Here is a 16,454-nt window from a genome sequence, read left to right on the forward strand (position 1 = left end):
GTGAACCGTGCCTGCCCTGCTGCCAGCACCTACCGGCGGACGCCCTTAGTGATCACCTCGTAGGCCACCGTCAGCCGGGCGTAGTACATGACCTGGAGCTGCATCCGAGCCTGGCTGGCCTCCTCCTCCGTAACCAGAGCCCCCGCATACGCCTGCACAAGGTCATGCATCTGCCACCCACCACCCGGCAACGCACTGATCAGTGACGCAGCCACCAACTCATCCGCAGCCACCCTCCACCCCTCAGCCGCCACCCCACCCATCATCTGCCCCGAAACGGAATCGAAGTACTTCCCCGGCGCCACCCCCAACCCCCGGAAAACCCGAGCCGTTTCCTCCCCCAGCCTCCGGTACATCGCATCAAGAACCGGCCGCAACACCAGCGACTTCCCGTACTGATCCACCCCATCCGCAGCCAACCCCCCCACCCGATCCCCCTCCAACTCCGCCACCAACTCCCGCACCCCCAACCCTCGCCGCTTCCGCAACAACGCCGCGACAATCACCAACGCCAACGGCAACCCCCCACACACCTCCACCAACTCCCGCACCCCGTCCCCGAGTCGAGGATCACCAGGCAACGCCCGTTCGATCAACTCCCGCCCCGCGTCCCCCGACAACGCCTCCACCTCGACGGACCGCACAGGAAACGACCCCAGCGCATCCCGGGACGTCACCAGCACCCGATGCCCGGCCCCCTCCCCGGGCAGCAACGGCACCACCTGCTCACCCCCGCCCGCATTGTCGAGAACCACCAACATCGCCTCCCGGGAAGCCAGTTCGCTCCGGTACCGGGCGACCTCCCCTTCCCGCACCCCCAGCGCCCACAACAACGACGACACAGCCTGCTCCGCACTCACCGGAACCTCGTCGTACCCCCGCAGATCGACGAACAGCACACCCCCCGGAAACATCCCCCGCTCCCGGGCCTCATGCGCCACGGCGACGGCCAGCGCGGTCTTCCCCACCCCCGCCAACCCGGACACGCAGACGACCCGATCCGCCGCCAACGCCTCCAGCGCAGCGGCGACTTCGTCCTCCCGCCCGGTGAACCCCGCAGGCGCGCCCGGCAGCATCGACACCGCCCCCGCCGCACCGCCACCCCTCTCGACCTTCCCGTACACCGGCCCGTAGAAAGTCCCGCCGCGAAAATCGATGTGATCCCCGTTCATGCCCCCATGGTGCCGCTAATTCACTTGACCCCACTGCCCCGGAACACGGCACAGTGGCGCGACACCACACCCCCTCCGGAACGGCGAAGCCCCATGCACATCCGCCCCACCACCGACGAGGACCGCGACGTCTTCGTCACCACCCTGTTCACCGCGTTCGGCCTCGCCCCCGACACCCCGGCGGAGGACGGCGGGGGAGTCTGGTGGGCGGCGGCGGAGATGGACCGCAACCTGTTCGCGGAGACCGAGGACGGCACGCCGGTCGGCACGGCAGGCTCGTACACCTTCGAACTCACCCTCCCCGGCGAGCGGTTGATCTCCGCCCCCGGCGTCACGGCGGTCGGCGTCCTGCCCACGCACCGCCGCCGGGGCGCCCTCACGGCGATGATGCGCCACCAGCTCAACGACCTCCGCGCACAAGGCGAGTCCCTGGCCGTCCTCCTCGCCTCGGAGGCGCTGATCTACCGCCGGTTCGGCTACGGCCCGGCGACGTACACCCAACGCCTCACGGTTCCGAGCCACAGGGCGGCCCTCATCGAGACGCCGGAGACCCCCGGCACGGTCGAGGTCCTGCACCGCGAGGCCGCCGTGGAGATCATGGAACAGGTGTACGACGCCTACCGCCGCACCCAGCCCGGCGCCCTCTCCCGCCCCCACCGCTGGTGGGCGAAGCGCGCGGGCCAGCCCCCGATCGCCCCGGCCCACCGCTACATCGCCGTACACCGCGACGCGAACGGCGTCCCGGACGGGTACGCGAGCTACTCGAAGGACGGCTCCACGCTGACCGTCGACGAGACGATCGCCGGGGACGACGCGGTGTTCACGGCGCTCGCCAGGTACGTACTCGAACACGACCTCACCGAGCAGACCGTGTTCAAGCAGTTCCCGCCGGAACACCCCCTGCGCTGGCAGTTCGTGGACCTCCGGGGCCCCGAACTCGGCGGCCACATGGACTGGTTGTGGGTCCGCCTGCTGGACATCCCGCGCGCCCTGGCCGCCCGGAGCTGGTTCACGGACGGCGAGCTGGTCCTCGACGTCGAGGACCGGTTCCTCGGCGAAGGGGAGCACGACCGCTACCTGCTGACCGTCACCGACGGCGAGGCGGAGTGCGTACGGACCGACCGGGAGCCCGATCTCTCCCTGGATGTCAGCGACTTGGGCTCGATCTACCTGGGCGGAACCACGCCGACGACCCTCATCCGAGCCGGCCGCATCCGCGCCCACCACCCGGACGCGGCGTCACGGGCCGACGCCCTGTTCCGCGCCGAACGCCCCCCGCACTGCCTGCACTGGTTCTGACCCCCTTTGTTCTAGCCCCCCTTGGCGAACTCGATCAGCTTCTCGAAGTCGATCGACCCGGGATCGCCATGGGTGTTGTGACAGAGCAGCCCGTCGGCGACGTACGTCCGCGTACTGGTCGACAGCGACGCGATGGGCTGCTCGCCGACGTACTCGACGGCGAGTACGGCCGTGCCGTCGCCGCCCACGATGCTCCCCTCCCAGCCGGCCTCGGGGCGGACCCGGAGGATGCGGTGGCGGAACGGGTCGAGTTCCTTGCTGGGGACCCAGGAGAGGGCGCCGTTCTCGCGGACCAGCCAGGGGTGGTCGTACGTAGCGGTGATCTCGCCGTCGGCCGTGGTGATCCGGCAACTCCCCTTCATGCCGGGCTCGTTGCGGGTGACCGTGCCGGTCCGGTAGCGGCGCTCGGCCCCGTCCTCGTCGAACGACACGATCCCGTCGCCCACCCGGAGGTCGCCGGCGCGCTGCCACGTGAGGTCGGCGCGCAGGACCGGGGTGTCGGGGTGGACGCAGTTCTCGGGTACGTGCATGTGGCCGCAGACCCCCCGGAAGCCGTTCCAGCGGTCGTAACTCATGCGCTGGCCCGACCTGTTGCCGGCGGAGGCGGGGTACGAGGGCCACAGCGAGGGGCCCTTGAGGGGGACGCCGTGATGGTCGTGCATCCAGGTGAGGAAGCGGGCGACCTCGCGCAACGCCCACTCCGGGGCCTGCGGCCAGTAGACGTGCGGGGTGTTGTTCGCCTTCCACTTGCCGTGGATATCGGGATCGCAGGTGCCGATCAGCTCCACCTGACACACGTTCAGCGTGTTCGTCCGGACCCCGCCGGGGGCGTTGACCAGGGCGCGGGAGGAGACGTCGATCTGGAAGTGCTGGTACCAGCGGAGCTTCTGCGCGGCGAGGTCGGGGAGCGCGGTGAGGTTGGGGGCGACGGCGCCCCCCTGGTAGTCGGGGAGGTTGCGGCCCTCCGTCGTATGGAGCACGACGACGTTGACCTCCATCCGGTCGCCGCCGTACTTCGTCTGGTACCAGTGACCGCGGTCCGCGCCGGGGTAGTTCTGCGGACCTGACATCGTGCTCAAAGTGCCTCCCGGGACGTGTGTCCGAGCCTGGGTGATACCCGGAAAGCGTCCCAAGAGTCCTTATTTGCGTAGATTGTCGGTAATCGACAGAAACTGCCCCGGCGGGCCGTCGAAGTGACCGGCTCTCAGCTCTTCCTGATCGCCGAGATGTCGAAGGTGAGCTTGATCTTGTCGGACACCAGGACGCCGCCGGTCTCCAGCGCCGCGTTCCAGGTGATGCCCCACTCCGAGCGCAGGAGCTCCGCCCTGCCCTCGAACCCGACGCGCTCGTTGCCGAACGGGTCCTTCGCGGCGCCGTTGAACTCCAGGTCGATGTCGATCGGCTTCGTCGTGCCGAGGATCGTGAGATCGCCGGTGATGCGGTAGTCGTCCCCGCCGAGCGACTCCGCCTTGGTCGAGCGGAACGTCATCGTCGGGAACTCGTCCGTCTTGAAGAAGTCCGCGCTCTTCAGGTGCCCGTCGCGGTCCGCGGAGCCCGTGTCGATGCTGGCCATCACGATGTCGAGGGACGCCGTGGACGCGGACGGGTCCGAGCCGTCCAGGTGCAGCTCGCCGCTGAACTCGTCGAACTTGCCCTTCACGTTCGTCACCATCGCGTGCCGCGCGGTGAAGCCGAGCGTCGAGTGGGCCGGGTCGACGGTGTAGTCGCCGGTGAGGGCGGCGAGGTCGGCGCTCGCCACCGGTGCCTCGGAGCCGTCGTCGCTCTTGCGGCCGAAGATCCCCATCATGTCCTCCATTCAACTTCCTTACCGTGTTGAGAAAGCTACTCTCCGTCGCCGAAGATCGCCTCCAGAGGGGCTGTAGGGTTCACCGTGTCCCCCTTGCGTGTGATGTGAGTCTCGCGCCGTTCCTTGTAGGGCCCCCACAATGCGCGACCCCCCTGAGCAGTCGGAAGACGTGCACCCGCCTCGGCTTCTGTTCAGGGGTACCAGGAAAACGGGCCGGAGACTGTACGGAGTCGACGTCTCGCAATCCTCGGCCCGCTTCGTAAGGTCGCTACATGACCGTTTTGGAAGAAGCGACGGACGGCCCCGCCGACGCGCGAGGCCGCGTGGCCGAGCTGCACGAGATCCGTTCGAGCGCGATCGCCGGTCCGAGCGAGAAGGCGACCGAGGCGCAGCACGCCAAGGGCAAGCTGACCGCCCGCGAGCGCATCGAGCTGCTCCTCGACCCCGGTTCCTTCCAGGAGGTCGAGCAGCTCCGCCGCCACCGCGCGGTCGGCTTCGGCCTGGAGGCCAAGAAGCCCTACACCGACGGCGTCATCACCGGCTGGGGCACCGTCGAGGGCCGTACGGTCTTCGTGTACGCCCACGACTTCCGCATCTTCGGCGGCGCCCTCGGCGAGGCCCACGCCACGAAGATCCACAAGATCATGGACATGGCCATCGCGGCCGGCGCGCCCCTCGTCTCCCTGAACGACGGCGCCGGCGCCCGCATCCAGGAGGGCGTCTCCGCCCTCGCCGGGTACGGCGGCATCTTCCAGCGCAACACCAAGGCGTCCGGCGTCATCCCGCAGATCTCCGTCATGCTCGGCCCCTGCGCGGGCGGCGCGGCCTACTCCCCGGCGCTCACCGACTTCGTCTTCATGGTCCGCGAGACCTCGCAGATGTTCATCACCGGACCCGACGTCGTCAAGGCGGTCACCGGCGAGGAGATCACCCAGAACGGCCTCGGCGGCGCCGACGTCCACGCGGAGACCTCCGGCGTCTGCCACTTCGCGTACGACGACGAGGAGACCTGCATCGCGGAGGTCCGCTACCTCCTGTCGCTGCTCCCGCAGAACAACCGCGAGAACCCGCCGCACACCGAGTCCACGGACCCGGCCGACCGCCGCAGCGACGTCCTCCTCGACCTCGTCCCCGCCGACGGCAACCGGCCGTACGACATGACCAAGGTCATCGAGGAGATCGTCGACGACGGCGACTACGTCGAGGTCCACGAGCGGTGGGCCCGCAACATCATCTGTGCCCTCGCCCGCCTCGGCGGCCAGGTCGTCGGCATCGTCGCCAACCAGCCGCAGACCCTCGCCGGTGTCCTCGACATCGAGGCGTCCGAAAAAGCTGCGCGGTTCGTGCAGATGTGTGACGCTTTCAATATCCCGATCGTCACCTTCCTGGACGTCCCCGGGTTCCTCCCCGGCGTCGACCAGGAACACGGCGGCATCATCCGCCACGGCGCGAAGCTGCTGTACGCGTACTGCAACGCCACGGTCCCCCGGATCTCCCTCATCCTGCGCAAGGCATACGGCGGCGCCTACATCGTCATGGACAGCCAGTCCATCGGTGCGGACCTCACGTACGCCTGGCCCACGAACGAGATCGCCGTGATGGGCGCGGAGGGCGCGGCCAACGTCATCTTCCGCCGCCAGATCGCCGGCGCCGAGGACCCCGAGGCGATGCGCGCGCGCATGGTCAAGGAGTACAAGGCCGAGCTGATGCACCCGTACTACGCGGCGGAGCGGGGCCTGGTGGACGACGTGATCGACCCCGCGGAGACCCGCGAGGTCCTGATCAAGTCCCTCCAGATGCTCCACTCCAAGCACGCCGACCTGCCGTCCCGCAAACACGGCAACCCCCCGCAGTAACCCTGCGGAAACCTCTCTCACGGAGACTCATTCTTATGAACCCCCCAGACATCCGCGTCGAAAAGGGCAACGCCGAGCCGGAGGAAGTCGCGGCGATCACGGCGATCCTCCTGGCGAGAGCGGCCTCCCGCCCCGCCGAGACCCCGTCCCACCGAGGCCGGGTGAAGGCCGGCTGGCGCCGCTTGGAGCGCGAGAACGGCTTCCGGGCACCGCACAGCTGGCGGTGAGTTGAGCTTCGACAGCCTCGTCTTCCTATGGGGAGGGCGGGGCTGTCAGAGGTATCTGACCTGGACGCCGGGGATGTCGGTGGGACGCGGTGTGCCTCGGCTGACGGTGACAACCAGGCGAGGCTGTCCGGGACTTCGGGCCAGGGTATGCAAGGCGAGGGGTGTGTCGTCGTGTGTCCGGTAGGCGGTCAAGAAGAGCTGGCGCAGTTGAGGTAGCCCACCGATGGGCGAGAGATCGACGGGCAGTCGGCAGCGGAAGAGTTCGAGTTCCGTGAGTGTCGGGCTCGTGGCGAGGGCGGGCAGCCAATGTTCGAGGTCGAAGCGTTGTAGGTGCAGATGTGTCAGCCTGGACAAGTCCGCGAGGCTGTCCAACCCGTGTGGGGCACCCACTCCTTCGAGCAGGAGACGTTCCAACCGGCTCCGCTCGGTCAGGAGACCGAGGTCGGAGTCCCGATCGATTTTGCCAAGCCCCAGACGAGTCAGCCCCTCGGGCAGCGGAATGTCCTCCAGAGCAGGGAGTGAGTGCCATTCCTCCAGCTGAAGGGTGGTCAGGCCGGTCAGTCCGCGCAGTGGTTCCACGTCGACCAGTGGTCTGTCGTAGCACCAGAGACCCAGGTGAGTGAGTTCCGTGCGGTCCCGCAGGGGAGAAAGGTCGTTGTCCCCCCTCAGGGACGTGATCCAGAGTGTTTCGAGCGCGGCGGGGAGGTCCAAGGTGACTTGCAAACCCTCCGTGAAGGCGTACTGGATCCAGATGCGTCGGGCTTGCGGAAGCCGAGCCAACACTGGCCACTGCGCCGGGTGCTGAAGTTTCAGCGGGTCTCTGTCCAGCCGTAGCCGCGTGAGTACGCGATCCGCGTACTCCTCCGGGTCGAAGTACTCCCAGACGTCGACCAAATCCTCGTGGACGCCGCTCTCGACGTACCCCGCCAGCTTCTCCAACGCCCCCGCACCCCCCACCAACGCCGCAGCCCGAACCGTCTGCCGAGCAGCCTTCCGCGTCAACCCCTCCAACGTCTCCGGCAGATGAGCCACCAACGCTGGCCCCACCCCCGCCAACGACACCGCCTCCGACTCCCGCCGAGGCGGCAACAGCGCCCCCACCGCAGCGTCCAGCCTCCCCGCCACCTCCTCCGGCACCGTACTCATCGTCTCCAGGCAGGACGCCGCGAGCAGCCGGAGTCGCCGCCGATGCCGGGGCTCCTGGTCCGCGCGGTCGAGGACGCCGCCGATCAACTCCCGCCGCTGAGCCAGGTTCCCGTGCCCGGCCGCCATCACGATCGTCTCCCGCCACAGGTCGAGATGCGCACGCCCGACCAGGTTCCCCATGTTGTCCTCGTCGGCCGCGTCCTGAGCCGCGAGGTACTCCTGGAACGTCCGGTGCAGGAAGTCCACCCGCCCCTCGACGGGAGACCGCAACACCCCGGACCGCGCGACCAGTTGATCGAGCACGGCACCCCCCGACTCCCCGTCCAGATGCCGCATCGAGGACAGCCGCGAGGCCACGTACCGAACCGCCTGCTCCACCCCGATCTCCGTACGGTTGTTGTCGGACAGCCGCCAGGCGAGATTCCGCAGCACACACAGCTTGTCCGGCAACCCGAGCGGCGAGGCGAGAGCACTGGGCACCCGCCGGTCCGCGTCCCGCCGCTGGACGAGCGTCTCCAGGGCGATGGCGTACAACTCCATCCGGTCACGGGGAAGCTGGTCCCCCTTCACCAGGTGCAGCGCACAGATCAGCGCGGCGAGCAGCGGGTTCGCGGCGAGGGAGCGCAGATGCGGCCGGTCCCGCAGGCTCGCCAGCAACGCCCGTTCGTACGACGGCAGTTCCTCCACCGGACACGGCAACTCGTCCCCCTGCTCCCGCACAGCCCGATGCCACTGCCGCACGAACGCCGTGAGGTCGGCCGGCGCCATCCGGTCGAGCTGGAGGGAGACGAACCCCTCCGCGCGCAGCCAGTCCGTGCGGGCGGCGGAGGGCCGTGACGTGACGATGGCCCGGACGTCGGGATAGGCGAGGAGCAGCCCGCGCAGCCACTCGCGCACGGACCGGCGTTCGTCGGCGAGGAGTTCGTCCACCCCGTCGACGAGGAGCAGCACCCGGCCGTCCCGCAGCGCACGGTCCACCCAGCCCTTGGGGATGTGCCCGGTGAGGGGACCGGCGACGCCGTCCAGCAATGCTTCGGGCGCGGGGAGCGGCCGGCCCGCATAGCGGCGCAGCTTGACCAGGACGGGGACCAGCCCGTTCCAGCCGTCGAGGGCGCCGGTGAAGCCGCCCCTCGCCGCCATGACCGCCAGCCACTGCATCAGGGTCGTCTTCCTGGACCCCGCCTCGCCGCGCAGCAGCACCCGGGAGGAGCCGGCGAGGGCGTTCTCCACCCGCATCCCGGTGCTCTCGGACTCCTGCCAGTCCCGCAGCCCGTACCGGGGGAGCGGACGGGGGCGCGCGCCGTCGTCCCCGGAGGCGCGCAGGCTGACGTACGCCACCGACAGCTTCGTACGCGGCGGCTGCCGCGAGGTCACCTGGAACAGCTCCACCTCGTCCAGCGACCGGCTCACCAGCCCCAGGTACTCCCGCAGGAACCCCGCGTCCGCGTCCGACCCCTCCGGCGCGTACAGCGACCGCACCGGCAACCGCTCCAGCACGCGCGCCAGTTCGGCCCCGAGCGACGTCGTACGGGTCAGGAGTTCGCCCACCGCGCGCTCGGTGAAGACCGGCAGCCGCCGCAGGATCCGTACGTAGCAGTCGCAAGCCTCGGCGAACAGCGTGTCGTAGTAGCGTTCGGCGGCCTCGCCCAGTCCGGCCGGGCGCGGCACCTCCCGCCGGATCCGCCGTTCCAGCTCCACGGGGTCCGCGTCGGACTCGAACACCGACGCGTCGGAGAGGTCGGCCCGGGTGAAGGCGTCCGTCACGGCCCGCACCGCCGCGAGGCGCTCGTTCTCCGCGAGCCCCGCGAACTCGTGGGCCAGCAACGGCTCCACACGGGCCGCGACCGCGTCCGCGATCTCCTCGAACTGCCGCTCCACACTCCGCCGGGCCCGCAGCCCGGGCACCCGGAGCCGGATCAACTCGCCCATCCCGGCCCGGCGTTCCTGCTCGGAGCGGCGCCCGCCGAGCCACAGCCGTACCGCGCTCGTCGCGACGGTCTGCCCGAGCCGCACGGCGGCCAGCTCCACGCTCATGCCCTACCCCCTGGGCCCGAGTGTGGCAGGGGAGCATGCCGAAGGGGCCCTTTCCGGCAGAACAGAACGGAAAGGGCCCCTCGGGAAGTCTGCTACCGCAGGCGGGCCATCAGCGCGTGCTCGACCAGCGTGATCAGTGCCGACTTGGCGTCGGCCCGGTGCCGCGCGTCGGTCGTGATGATCGGGGTGTCCGGGCCGATCTGGAGCGCCTCGCGGACCTCGTCCGGCGAGTACGGCTGGCTTCCGTCGAAGCCGTTCAGCGCGATGACGAACGGCAGCCCGCTGTTCTCGAAGTAGTCGACGGCCGGGAAGCAGTCGGCGAGGCGCCGGGTGTCGACGAGGACGATCGCGCCGATCGCGCCGCGCACCAGGTCGTCCCACATGAACCAGAACCGGTCCTGGCCCGGCGTACCGAACAGGTACAGGATCAGGTCCTGGTCCAGCGTGATACGACCGAAGTCCATGGCGACGGTCGTCGTCGTCTTGTCCCCCGTGTGGGTGAGGTCGTCGATGCCCGCGGAAGCGGACGTCATCACGGCCTCGGTACGCAGCGGATTGATCTCCGAGACAGCACCAACGAACGTGGTCTTGCCCACGCCGAAGCCGCCCGCCACCACGATCTTCGCGGACGTGGTGGAGCGGGAAGGCCCTCCGCTAGAGCTTGCGAAGTCCACTGAGCACCCTTTCGAGCAAAGTCACGTCTGGCTGGCCTCCGGCGTTCTCGTCGCCGCCGGGCTGATGAATGGCGACCAGGCCCGCCTCCGCCAAGTCGGCGACGAGAATCCTGGCCACGCCGAGAGGGATGGTCAGCAGCGCCGAGATCTCGGCCACCGACTTGATCTCACGGCACAGGTTGCAGATCCGCTGATGCTCGGGCAGTTGCCCCTGCATCTGGTGCGGCTGTGCGGTGGTGTGCACCAGCGCCTCGATGGCGAGCTGGTAGCGCGGGCGCGTCCGGCCGCCGGTCATGGCGTACGGACGCACCAGGGGGTTGTGCGTGGAGCCGGCGGGCGACGGCTCGGGCGTGCGGCGCTGCGGCGGCTGCACCGGCTGGATGCGCGGCGCGGCCGGCGGCTGCTGGTCGTACGGGGACGGGCCGGGTCCCTGCGGGGCGTACGGCTGCCGTGGCTGGCTCGGTGCGGAGGGGAAGTTGTAGCGGTTCGGGTTCGGTGCGTTCTCGCCGTGGCCAGGGCCGTACGACCAATCGCCCGGATGGGAACCGCCTGGTGGTGTTGCCACTTTCTCTCCTCCTCCGACTGTGCCGCGTCCCGAAACCCTACGGCCTCGGGACGCCAAAACGCACCGTCCGTCTGCTAGTTGAGCAGGCTCCCCTGGAGCTCCGCACGAAGATCGGGCGTCAGGACCGAACCGGCACGGTCCACCAGAAGTGCCATCTCGTACCCGATGAGGCCGATGTCCGCCTCCGGGTGGGCGAGAACGGCGAGGGAGGAGCCGTCGGATACGGACATGATGAAGAGGAATCCCCGCTCCATCTCCACAACCGTCTGATTCACGGCACCTCCCTCGAAGATCCGGGAGGCGCCTGCCGTCAGGGACGTCAGACCGGAGGCGACGGCCGCGAGCTGGTCGGCGCGGTCGCGGGGGAAGCCTTCGGACATCGCCAGAAGGAGTCCGTCGGCGGAGACCACCACGGTGTGGGACACCCCCGGGGTGTTGTCCACGAAGTTGGTGATCAACCAGTTCAGGTTCTGTGCCGCCTGGCTCATCGGGCTCACACTAACGCTCCTGGTTGTAGGTGCTGTCAGAACCGAAGCCCTGACCGTTCGTTTCACTGCCTGCGGTGCGCCCGCGCTGGACCCCTCGACGCAGGTTGCTCAACCTGCCTCGGATGTCCTCCGGGGCGCGGGAGATCTGGGGACCCCCCTGTTGGGTGCTCTCCGCGGCACCCTCGACCAGGTTGGCCTTGGGGACCCGCCGAGGCAGACCGGAGGAGGTGACCCCGCCGGCCTTCGGCTTGCGCAACTGCGAAGCCTGCTGCCAGCGTTCGTCGTTCGCGGAACGCCAGGAGCCGTCGTCGCCGTTGTCGGACGCCGTCGCCGGGACCGGCGCCTCCTGCTGCGCACCGCCGTCGGCACCGCCACCGCCGACACCCCCCGGCAGCCCGCCGCCGTTCGCCGCCGCGCCGCGGCGCGGAAGCCCGGCGTCGGTCAGCGAGGGGGCGGCGGCGGAGGGGGCCGGACCCGGACGCCCGAAGCCTACGGGCTCCGCCTCGGCCGCGTCAGCGACCTGCGCGGATTCCGCTTCGGGAGCGTACTGGTCCGGGTAGCCGTTGCGGTAGTCGCCCTGCTGCGGCCAGTCGTCCTGGTAGGAGGGCTGCTCGAAGGACGGGTACCCGTTCGACGCGCCGGCCCCGTTGTCCTGCGCGCCCGGCTCCGGGTAACCCCCGCCCCCGTTCGGAGAAGCCTGCGGCGTGAAGTACGGCTCGTCGTACGTCGGCTGCTGTGCGCCCTCGTACGGCGACTGCGTCCCATAGGGGGACTGGGGAGCCTGGGGCTGCTCCACGAAGCCCGTGGCGGCCCCGTCGAAGCCGTTCTGCGGGGATTCGTAGGGCAGTTGGGGAGTCCGCTGGGGGAGATGCGGAGAATCCGTGAAGGAGTCGCCGTACAGCGGCGTCTCCTGCGTGGTCTGCGGCTGGGTGTTCTGCGGGTGCGTGTTCTGCTGACCGCCGAAGGGCGCCTCGGGCTGGGGCGCGTCCAGCGCCGCCCGCCGCTCCTCGCGCATCAGCGAACGGCCCACCGGGTCCAGGTCACGGATGTCGTCCGGGACCTCGTACCGCGTGTCGTCGAAGCCGAGTTCGGCCGCCGTACGCATCGGCTGCTGCTGCGGCAGCTGGCCGAAGCTCTCGCCGCCGGGCTTGTCGAACTGCTGCTCGGGGATGATCTGCGAGACCGTGAACTGGTCCTGGTCCGGCTGGTGTTCGCCACCGCCGCCGTGCGTGATCGCGTCCGGCAGCATGACCAGCGACGTCGTCCCCGCCTGCTCGCCCGAGGGGCGCAGCTGGACGCGGATGCCGTGCCGGTCGGACAGCCGCCCGACCACGAACAGGCCCATGCGCTGCGAGATCGCGGCGTCCACGGTCGGCGGGTTGGCCAGCTTGTGGTTGATGTCCGCGAAGTCCTCGGCGGTGAGGCCGATGCCCTTGTCGTGGATCTCGATCATCACGCGGCCGTCGGGCAGCCGCGTCGCGGTGACCCGGACCTTGGTCTGCGGGGAGGAGAACGTGGTGGCGTTCTCCAGCAGCTCGGCGAGCAGGTGCACGAGGTCGGTGACCGCGCGGCCGTGGATCTCGGCCTCCGGGACGCCCGACAGCTCGATGCGCTCGTACTGCTCCACCTCGGAGGAGGCGGCGCGCAACACGTCGACCAGTGGGACCGGCTGGTCCCAGCGGCGGCCCGGCTCCTCGCCGGCGAGGACCAGGAGGTTCTCGCCGTTGCGGCGCATACGGGTCGCGAGGTGGTCAAGACGGAAGAGGTTCTCCAGCTGGTCCGGGTCGGCCTCGTTGTTCTCCAGGTCGGTGATCAGGGTCAGCTGGCCCTCGATCAGCGACTGGTTGCGGCGCGACAGGTTGGTGAAGATCGCGTTGATGTTGCCCCGCAGCAGCGCCTGCTCGGCGGCGAGCCGCACGGCCTCGCGGTGGACCTGGTCGAAGGCGCGGGCGACCTCGCCGATCTCGTCCGTCGTGTTGATGGGGATCGGCGCGACCCGCGTGTCCACCCGGCCCGGGTCGGTACGGGAGAGCTGGTCGACCAGCATCGGCAGCCGCTGCTCGGCGATCCCGAAGGCCGCGTTGCGCAGCTGGCGCATCGAGCGGGACATCTGCCGGGCCACGGCCGAGGCGAGGATGAACGCCAGCAGCAGCGCGACGACCACCGCGGCACCCGTGATGTACGCGTCCCGCTGGGCGTTGGACGCGATGTCCGACGCCTCGTTCACCGCGGTGTCCGACAGGCCCGACTCGATCTTGCGGTACGCGTCGAACTTGAGGGTCGTCATGGCCCACCAGTTCTCGGCGGTCACCCCCTGCTCGGCGAGGGCGGCGCGCTCACTGGCGTCCGTCGACTGGATCGAGGCGATCGCGGTCAGGAACTGCACCGGGTCGGTCGGCGGCGCGACGTAGTCCGGGTTCTTGGCCTTCTGCTCCTGGATCATCGTCGCCGCGTCGGCCTGGATCTGCTTCTGGGCCGCCGTCAGCTTCGCGATGTCCTGCTCGGTGCCACCGCTCTGGTACTCCTGGGTCGCGATGTTCTCCAGGTAGGCGTACGAGGTGAGGGCGACCCGCTGCTGGGAGAGGCTCGTCTGGCTGGTGCCCGGCTTGATCAGCAGGTGCATGCCGATGGAGCGCTGGAGGGAGAGCGCGCCCTGCCCGAGTGCGAGCGCGTAGACCGTACGGCCGTAGGAGGTGATGTTGCCGGTGCCGAGCCCGAGTTCGTTGGAGAACTCCAGGAGCTTGTGCTCGACCTCGACGTACCCCTCCTCCGTCTTCACGCCGGTCAGCTTGGAGGTGTACGCGACCGCGCGGATCGTCTGGAGCTGCGGCTCGACCTTGCGGAAGCCTTCGAGGCGGCGTACGAGGTTGGCGCGCTTCGGCATGCTCTGCGCGGCGGCGTCGAACTCGTCGGACGCCTTGTCGGTGGCCTTGCGGGCGGCGACCACGGTCGGGTCGTTCTCGCCCTTGCCCTGGAGCAGGGGGGCGGCGGTGACGTCGCGCTCGACGAGGAGGGCGTTGCTGTAGGTGAGCGCCGAGCGCACCAGCTTCGCGGTGTTCTCCGCGTCCTGCGCCTCCTGCCAGGTGTCGATCGAGCCCTTCACCTGGAAGCCGCCCATCACGAGGCCGACCACCACGGGTATGAGCAGGATCGCGTTCAGCCTGGTGGGCACCCGCCAGTTGCGGGGGGAGAGCCGGCCGCCGCTCTTGGCCGGCGCGGTCTGGGGCTCCGAGCCCGGGACGGGGGCGGTCGCCGCTCCGCGCGGCGGCGGGGTGAAGTTGCCCCGGGCCTCAGGCTCGGGACTTTTCTTGCTTCGCCTCACTCGACCAACAACCTCTCGGCGGCAGTGTCTCAACGCCCAGCCAGCCATCGACTGCGTTCTCAGCTAGTTACGTCATTGACTATTGGGCAGTTCAGGCATTCCAGCATGGCGAACAGTGCTCTTCCAAACAGTGAGAAGAGCCGATTACGTGTGATGTAAAGCGCTCATAAAACGGTCATACAGAGCGAGCCCCGTCAAAAGACGGGGCCGCCATGCGCACAGCGGTACCGCACGACCGCGACGCGTGGCGGTACCACCCGATTCCTCTGCCGAAACGTTATGAACACCGAAGCCGACCGTGTCAAAGGCCACAGTCGGCTCCGGGTGAGTCTACGACAACTGCCCTACGGCAGCCTCCACTTGATCATCAGCGCAGGCGGGCCATCAGCGCGTGCTCGACCAGCGTGATCAGTGCCGACTTGGCGTCGGCCCGGTGCCGTGCGTCGGTCGTGATGATCGGGGTGTCCGGGCCGATCTGGAGCGCCTCGCGGACCTCGTCCGGCGAGTACGGCTGGCTTCCGTCGAAGCCGTTCAGCGCGATGACGAACGGCAGCCCGCTGTTCTCGAAGTAGTCGACGGCCGGGAAGCAGTCGGCGAGGCGCCGGGTGTCGACGAGGACGATCGCGCCGATCGCGCCGCGCACCAGGTCGTCCCACATGAACCAGAACCGGTCCTGGCCGGGCGTACCGAACAGGTACAGGATCAGGTCCTGGTCCAGGGTGATGCGCCCGAAGTCCATCGCCACCGTCGTGGTGGTCTTGTCCCCGGTGTGGGTCAGGTCGTCGATGCCCGCCGAGGCGGACGTCATCACGGCCTCGGTGCGCAGCGGGTTGATCTCGGAGACGGCGCCCACGAACGTGGTCTTGCCCACGCCGAAGCCACCCGCCACCACGATCTTGGCGGAGGTGGTGGCCCGACCCCCGTCAGAGCTTGCGAAGTCCACTGAGCACCCTTTCGAGCAGCGTCACGTCCGGAGCGCCACCGTTGTTCTCGTCGCCGCCCGGCTGGTGGATCGCCACCAGACCGGCCTCGGCGAGGTCCGCGACCAGAATCCGGGCCACCCCGAGCGGCATCGCCAGCAGCGCGGAGACCTCGGCCACCGACTTGACCTCACGGCACAGATGGCAGATGCGCTGGTGCTCCGGGAGCAGCCCCATGAGCGCCGCCGGATCGGCCGTCGTGCTGATCAGCGCCTCGATGGCGAGCTGGTAGCGCGGCCGGGTCCGGCCACCGGTCATCGCGTACGGACGCACCAGCGGCTGGTCACCCTCGTCCGCGTACGGGTCCGCGTACGGATCATGATGGGCGGTGGGCGGGGTCATGGATCCTCCGGGCGGGACAGGCAAGTCGGCAAGTCTCGGTCTCGTGCCGTCCCTGGTGGCCGGGTGGGGAGTATGTGCCGACCGGACGGTGATTTGGTGAGGTGGGTGGTGCCGGGGCGGTCTAGTGGAGCAGACTGCCTTGCAGTTCGGCCCGCAGATCCGGCGTGAGCACAGCGCCCGCGCGATCGACGAGCAGCGCCATCTCGTAGCCGACGAGGCCGATGTCGCACTCGGGGTGGGCGAGGACGGCGAGCGACGAGCCGTCGGAGACGGACATGAGGAAGAGGAATCCCCGCTCCATCTCCACGACCGTCTGCGCGACGCTGCCACCCTCGAAGATCCGGGAGGCGCCCGCCGTCAGCGAGGTCAGCCCGGAGGCGACCGCCGCCAGCTGATCGGCGCGGTCCCGGGGGAAGCCCTCGGACATCGCCAGCAGGAGACCGTCCGCGGAGACCACCACGGTGTGCGAGACACCCGGGGTGTTGTCCACGAAGTTGGTGATCAACCAGTTCAGATTCTGTGCCGCCTGGCTCATCTGACTC

At 69.4% G+C, this 16,454-nt stretch carries 14 protein-coding genes; 3 read left to right on the forward strand and 11 right to left on the reverse strand.

Annotation, left to right across the window (positions count from 1 at the left end; translation table 11 throughout):
* Nucleotides 1–29 precede the first annotated feature (29 nt).
* Complete coding sequence (locus ACQCO7_RS30720) at nucleotides 30–1,172, reverse strand: hypothetical protein (protein WP_464074859.1); 1,143 nt, start codon at nucleotides 1,170–1,172, stop codon at nucleotides 30–32.
* A 93-nt stretch (nucleotides 1,173–1,265) separates the two neighbouring features.
* Between ACQCO7_RS30720 and ACQCO7_RS30725 the strand changes: the two genes are divergently transcribed.
* A complete protein-coding gene (locus tag ACQCO7_RS30725; RefSeq protein WP_464074860.1) occupies nucleotides 1,266–2,471 on the forward strand; it encodes a GNAT family N-acetyltransferase in 1,206 nt (401 codons plus the stop codon).
* A gap of 11 nt (nucleotides 2,472–2,482) precedes the next feature.
* On the opposite strand, the gene ACQCO7_RS30730 is transcribed toward ACQCO7_RS30725, so the two are convergent.
* Nucleotides 2,483–3,541, reverse strand: a complete 1,059-nt coding sequence (locus ACQCO7_RS30730) for a Hint domain-containing protein (RefSeq protein WP_464074861.1) — start codon at nucleotides 3,539–3,541, stop codon at nucleotides 2,483–2,485.
* A gap of 134 nt (nucleotides 3,542–3,675) precedes the next feature.
* Entirely contained in the window at nucleotides 3,676–4,275 is a 600-nt protein-coding gene (locus tag ACQCO7_RS30735; RefSeq protein WP_464077323.1) for a YceI family protein, read from the reverse strand.
* 275 nt (nucleotides 4,276–4,550) lie between these two features.
* On the opposite strand from ACQCO7_RS30735, the gene ACQCO7_RS30740 reads away from it, so the two are divergent.
* The gene (locus ACQCO7_RS30740) at nucleotides 4,551–6,134 is read left to right on the forward strand and encodes an acyl-CoA carboxylase subunit beta (protein ID WP_464074862.1); all 1,584 of its coding nucleotides are present in this window, start codon (nucleotides 4,551–4,553) and stop codon (nucleotides 6,132–6,134) included.
* 35 nt (nucleotides 6,135–6,169) lie between these two features.
* Nucleotides 6,170–6,361 (forward strand): acyl-CoA carboxylase subunit epsilon, encoded by a 192-nt coding sequence (locus ACQCO7_RS30745; protein ID WP_338686939.1) that lies wholly within the window; start codon nucleotides 6,170–6,172, stop codon nucleotides 6,359–6,361.
* Between the two features lie 45 nt (nucleotides 6,362–6,406).
* Here the strand turns inward: ACQCO7_RS30745 and ACQCO7_RS30750 are convergent, their stop codons facing one another.
* The 8 genes from ACQCO7_RS30750 to ACQCO7_RS30785 all read right to left on the reverse strand — a co-directional run bounded on the left by ACQCO7_RS30750 (nucleotide 6,407) and on the right by ACQCO7_RS30785 (nucleotide 16,447).
* The gene (locus ACQCO7_RS30750; protein WP_464074863.1) at nucleotides 6,407–9,541 is read right to left on the reverse strand and encodes an NACHT domain-containing protein; all 3,135 of its coding nucleotides are present in this window, start codon (nucleotides 9,539–9,541) and stop codon (nucleotides 6,407–6,409) included.
* A gap of 92 nt (nucleotides 9,542–9,633) precedes the next feature.
* Nucleotides 9,634–10,215, reverse strand: coding sequence for a GTP-binding protein (locus tag ACQCO7_RS30755; RefSeq protein ID WP_050369277.1), 582 nt, complete (start codon nucleotides 10,213–10,215; stop codon nucleotides 9,634–9,636).
* Nucleotides 10,196–10,780, reverse strand: coding sequence for a DUF742 domain-containing protein (locus ACQCO7_RS30760; RefSeq protein ID WP_464074864.1), 585 nt, complete (start codon nucleotides 10,778–10,780; stop codon nucleotides 10,196–10,198). The genes ACQCO7_RS30755 and ACQCO7_RS30760 overlap by 20 nt, the downstream gene beginning before the upstream one ends.
* A 74-nt stretch (nucleotides 10,781–10,854) precedes the next feature.
* Nucleotides 10,855–11,268, reverse strand: coding sequence for a roadblock/LC7 domain-containing protein (locus ACQCO7_RS30765; RefSeq protein WP_007384910.1), 414 nt, complete (start codon nucleotides 11,266–11,268; stop codon nucleotides 10,855–10,857).
* A 10-nt stretch (nucleotides 11,269–11,278) separates the two neighbouring features.
* Nucleotides 11,279–14,590, reverse strand: a complete 3,312-nt coding sequence (locus ACQCO7_RS30770; protein ID WP_464074865.1) for a sensor histidine kinase — start codon at nucleotides 14,588–14,590, stop codon at nucleotides 11,279–11,281.
* A gap of 367 nt (nucleotides 14,591–14,957) precedes the next feature.
* The gene (locus tag ACQCO7_RS30775; protein ID WP_010354691.1) at nucleotides 14,958–15,533 is read right to left on the reverse strand and encodes a GTP-binding protein; all 576 of its coding nucleotides are present in this window, start codon (nucleotides 15,531–15,533) and stop codon (nucleotides 14,958–14,960) included.
* On the reverse strand, nucleotides 15,514–15,912 hold the full coding sequence (locus ACQCO7_RS30780; RefSeq protein ID WP_055721152.1) for a DUF742 domain-containing protein: 399 nt from the start codon (nucleotides 15,910–15,912) through the stop codon (nucleotides 15,514–15,516). The genes ACQCO7_RS30775 and ACQCO7_RS30780 overlap by 20 nt, the downstream gene beginning before the upstream one ends.
* Nucleotides 15,913–16,033: 121 nt before the next feature.
* A complete protein-coding gene (locus tag ACQCO7_RS30785) occupies nucleotides 16,034–16,447 on the reverse strand; it encodes a roadblock/LC7 domain-containing protein (protein WP_003993189.1) in 414 nt (137 codons plus the stop codon).
* Between the last annotated feature and the right edge of the window lie 7 nt (nucleotides 16,448–16,454).

The organism is Streptomyces saintjeani (assembly GCF_055409605.1).

Excerpts from the sequence above, each read along its gene's own strand:
- ACQCO7_RS30720 (WP_464074859.1), bottom strand. The coding sequence starts at position 1,172 with ATGAACGGGGATCACATCGATTTTCGCGGCGGGACTTTCTACGGGCCG.
- ACQCO7_RS30725 (WP_464074860.1), top strand. The coding sequence starts at position 1,266 with ATGCACATCCGCCCCACCACCGACGAGGACCGCGACGTCTTCGTCACC.
- ACQCO7_RS30730 (WP_464074861.1), bottom strand. The coding sequence starts at position 3,541 with ATGTCAGGTCCGCAGAACTACCCCGGCGCGGACCGCGGTCACTGGTAC.
- ACQCO7_RS30735 (WP_464077323.1), bottom strand. The coding sequence starts at position 4,275 with ATGGGGATCTTCGGCCGCAAGAGCGACGACGGCTCCGAGGCACCGGTG.
- ACQCO7_RS30740 (WP_464074862.1), top strand. The coding sequence starts at position 4,551 with ATGACCGTTTTGGAAGAAGCGACGGACGGCCCCGCCGACGCGCGAGGC.
- ACQCO7_RS30745 (WP_338686939.1), top strand. The coding sequence starts at position 6,170 with ATGAACCCCCCAGACATCCGCGTCGAAAAGGGCAACGCCGAGCCGGAG.
- ACQCO7_RS30750 (WP_464074863.1), bottom strand. The coding sequence starts at position 9,541 with ATGAGCGTGGAGCTGGCCGCCGTGCGGCTCGGGCAGACCGTCGCGACG.
- ACQCO7_RS30765 (WP_007384910.1), bottom strand. The coding sequence starts at position 11,268 with ATGAGCCAGGCGGCACAGAACCTGAACTGGTTGATCACCAACTTCGTG.
- ACQCO7_RS30780 (WP_055721152.1), bottom strand. The coding sequence starts at position 15,912 with ATGACCCCGCCCACCGCCCATCATGATCCGTACGCGGACCCGTACGCG.
- ACQCO7_RS30785 (WP_003993189.1), bottom strand. The coding sequence starts at position 16,447 with ATGAGCCAGGCGGCACAGAATCTGAACTGGTTGATCACCAACTTCGTG.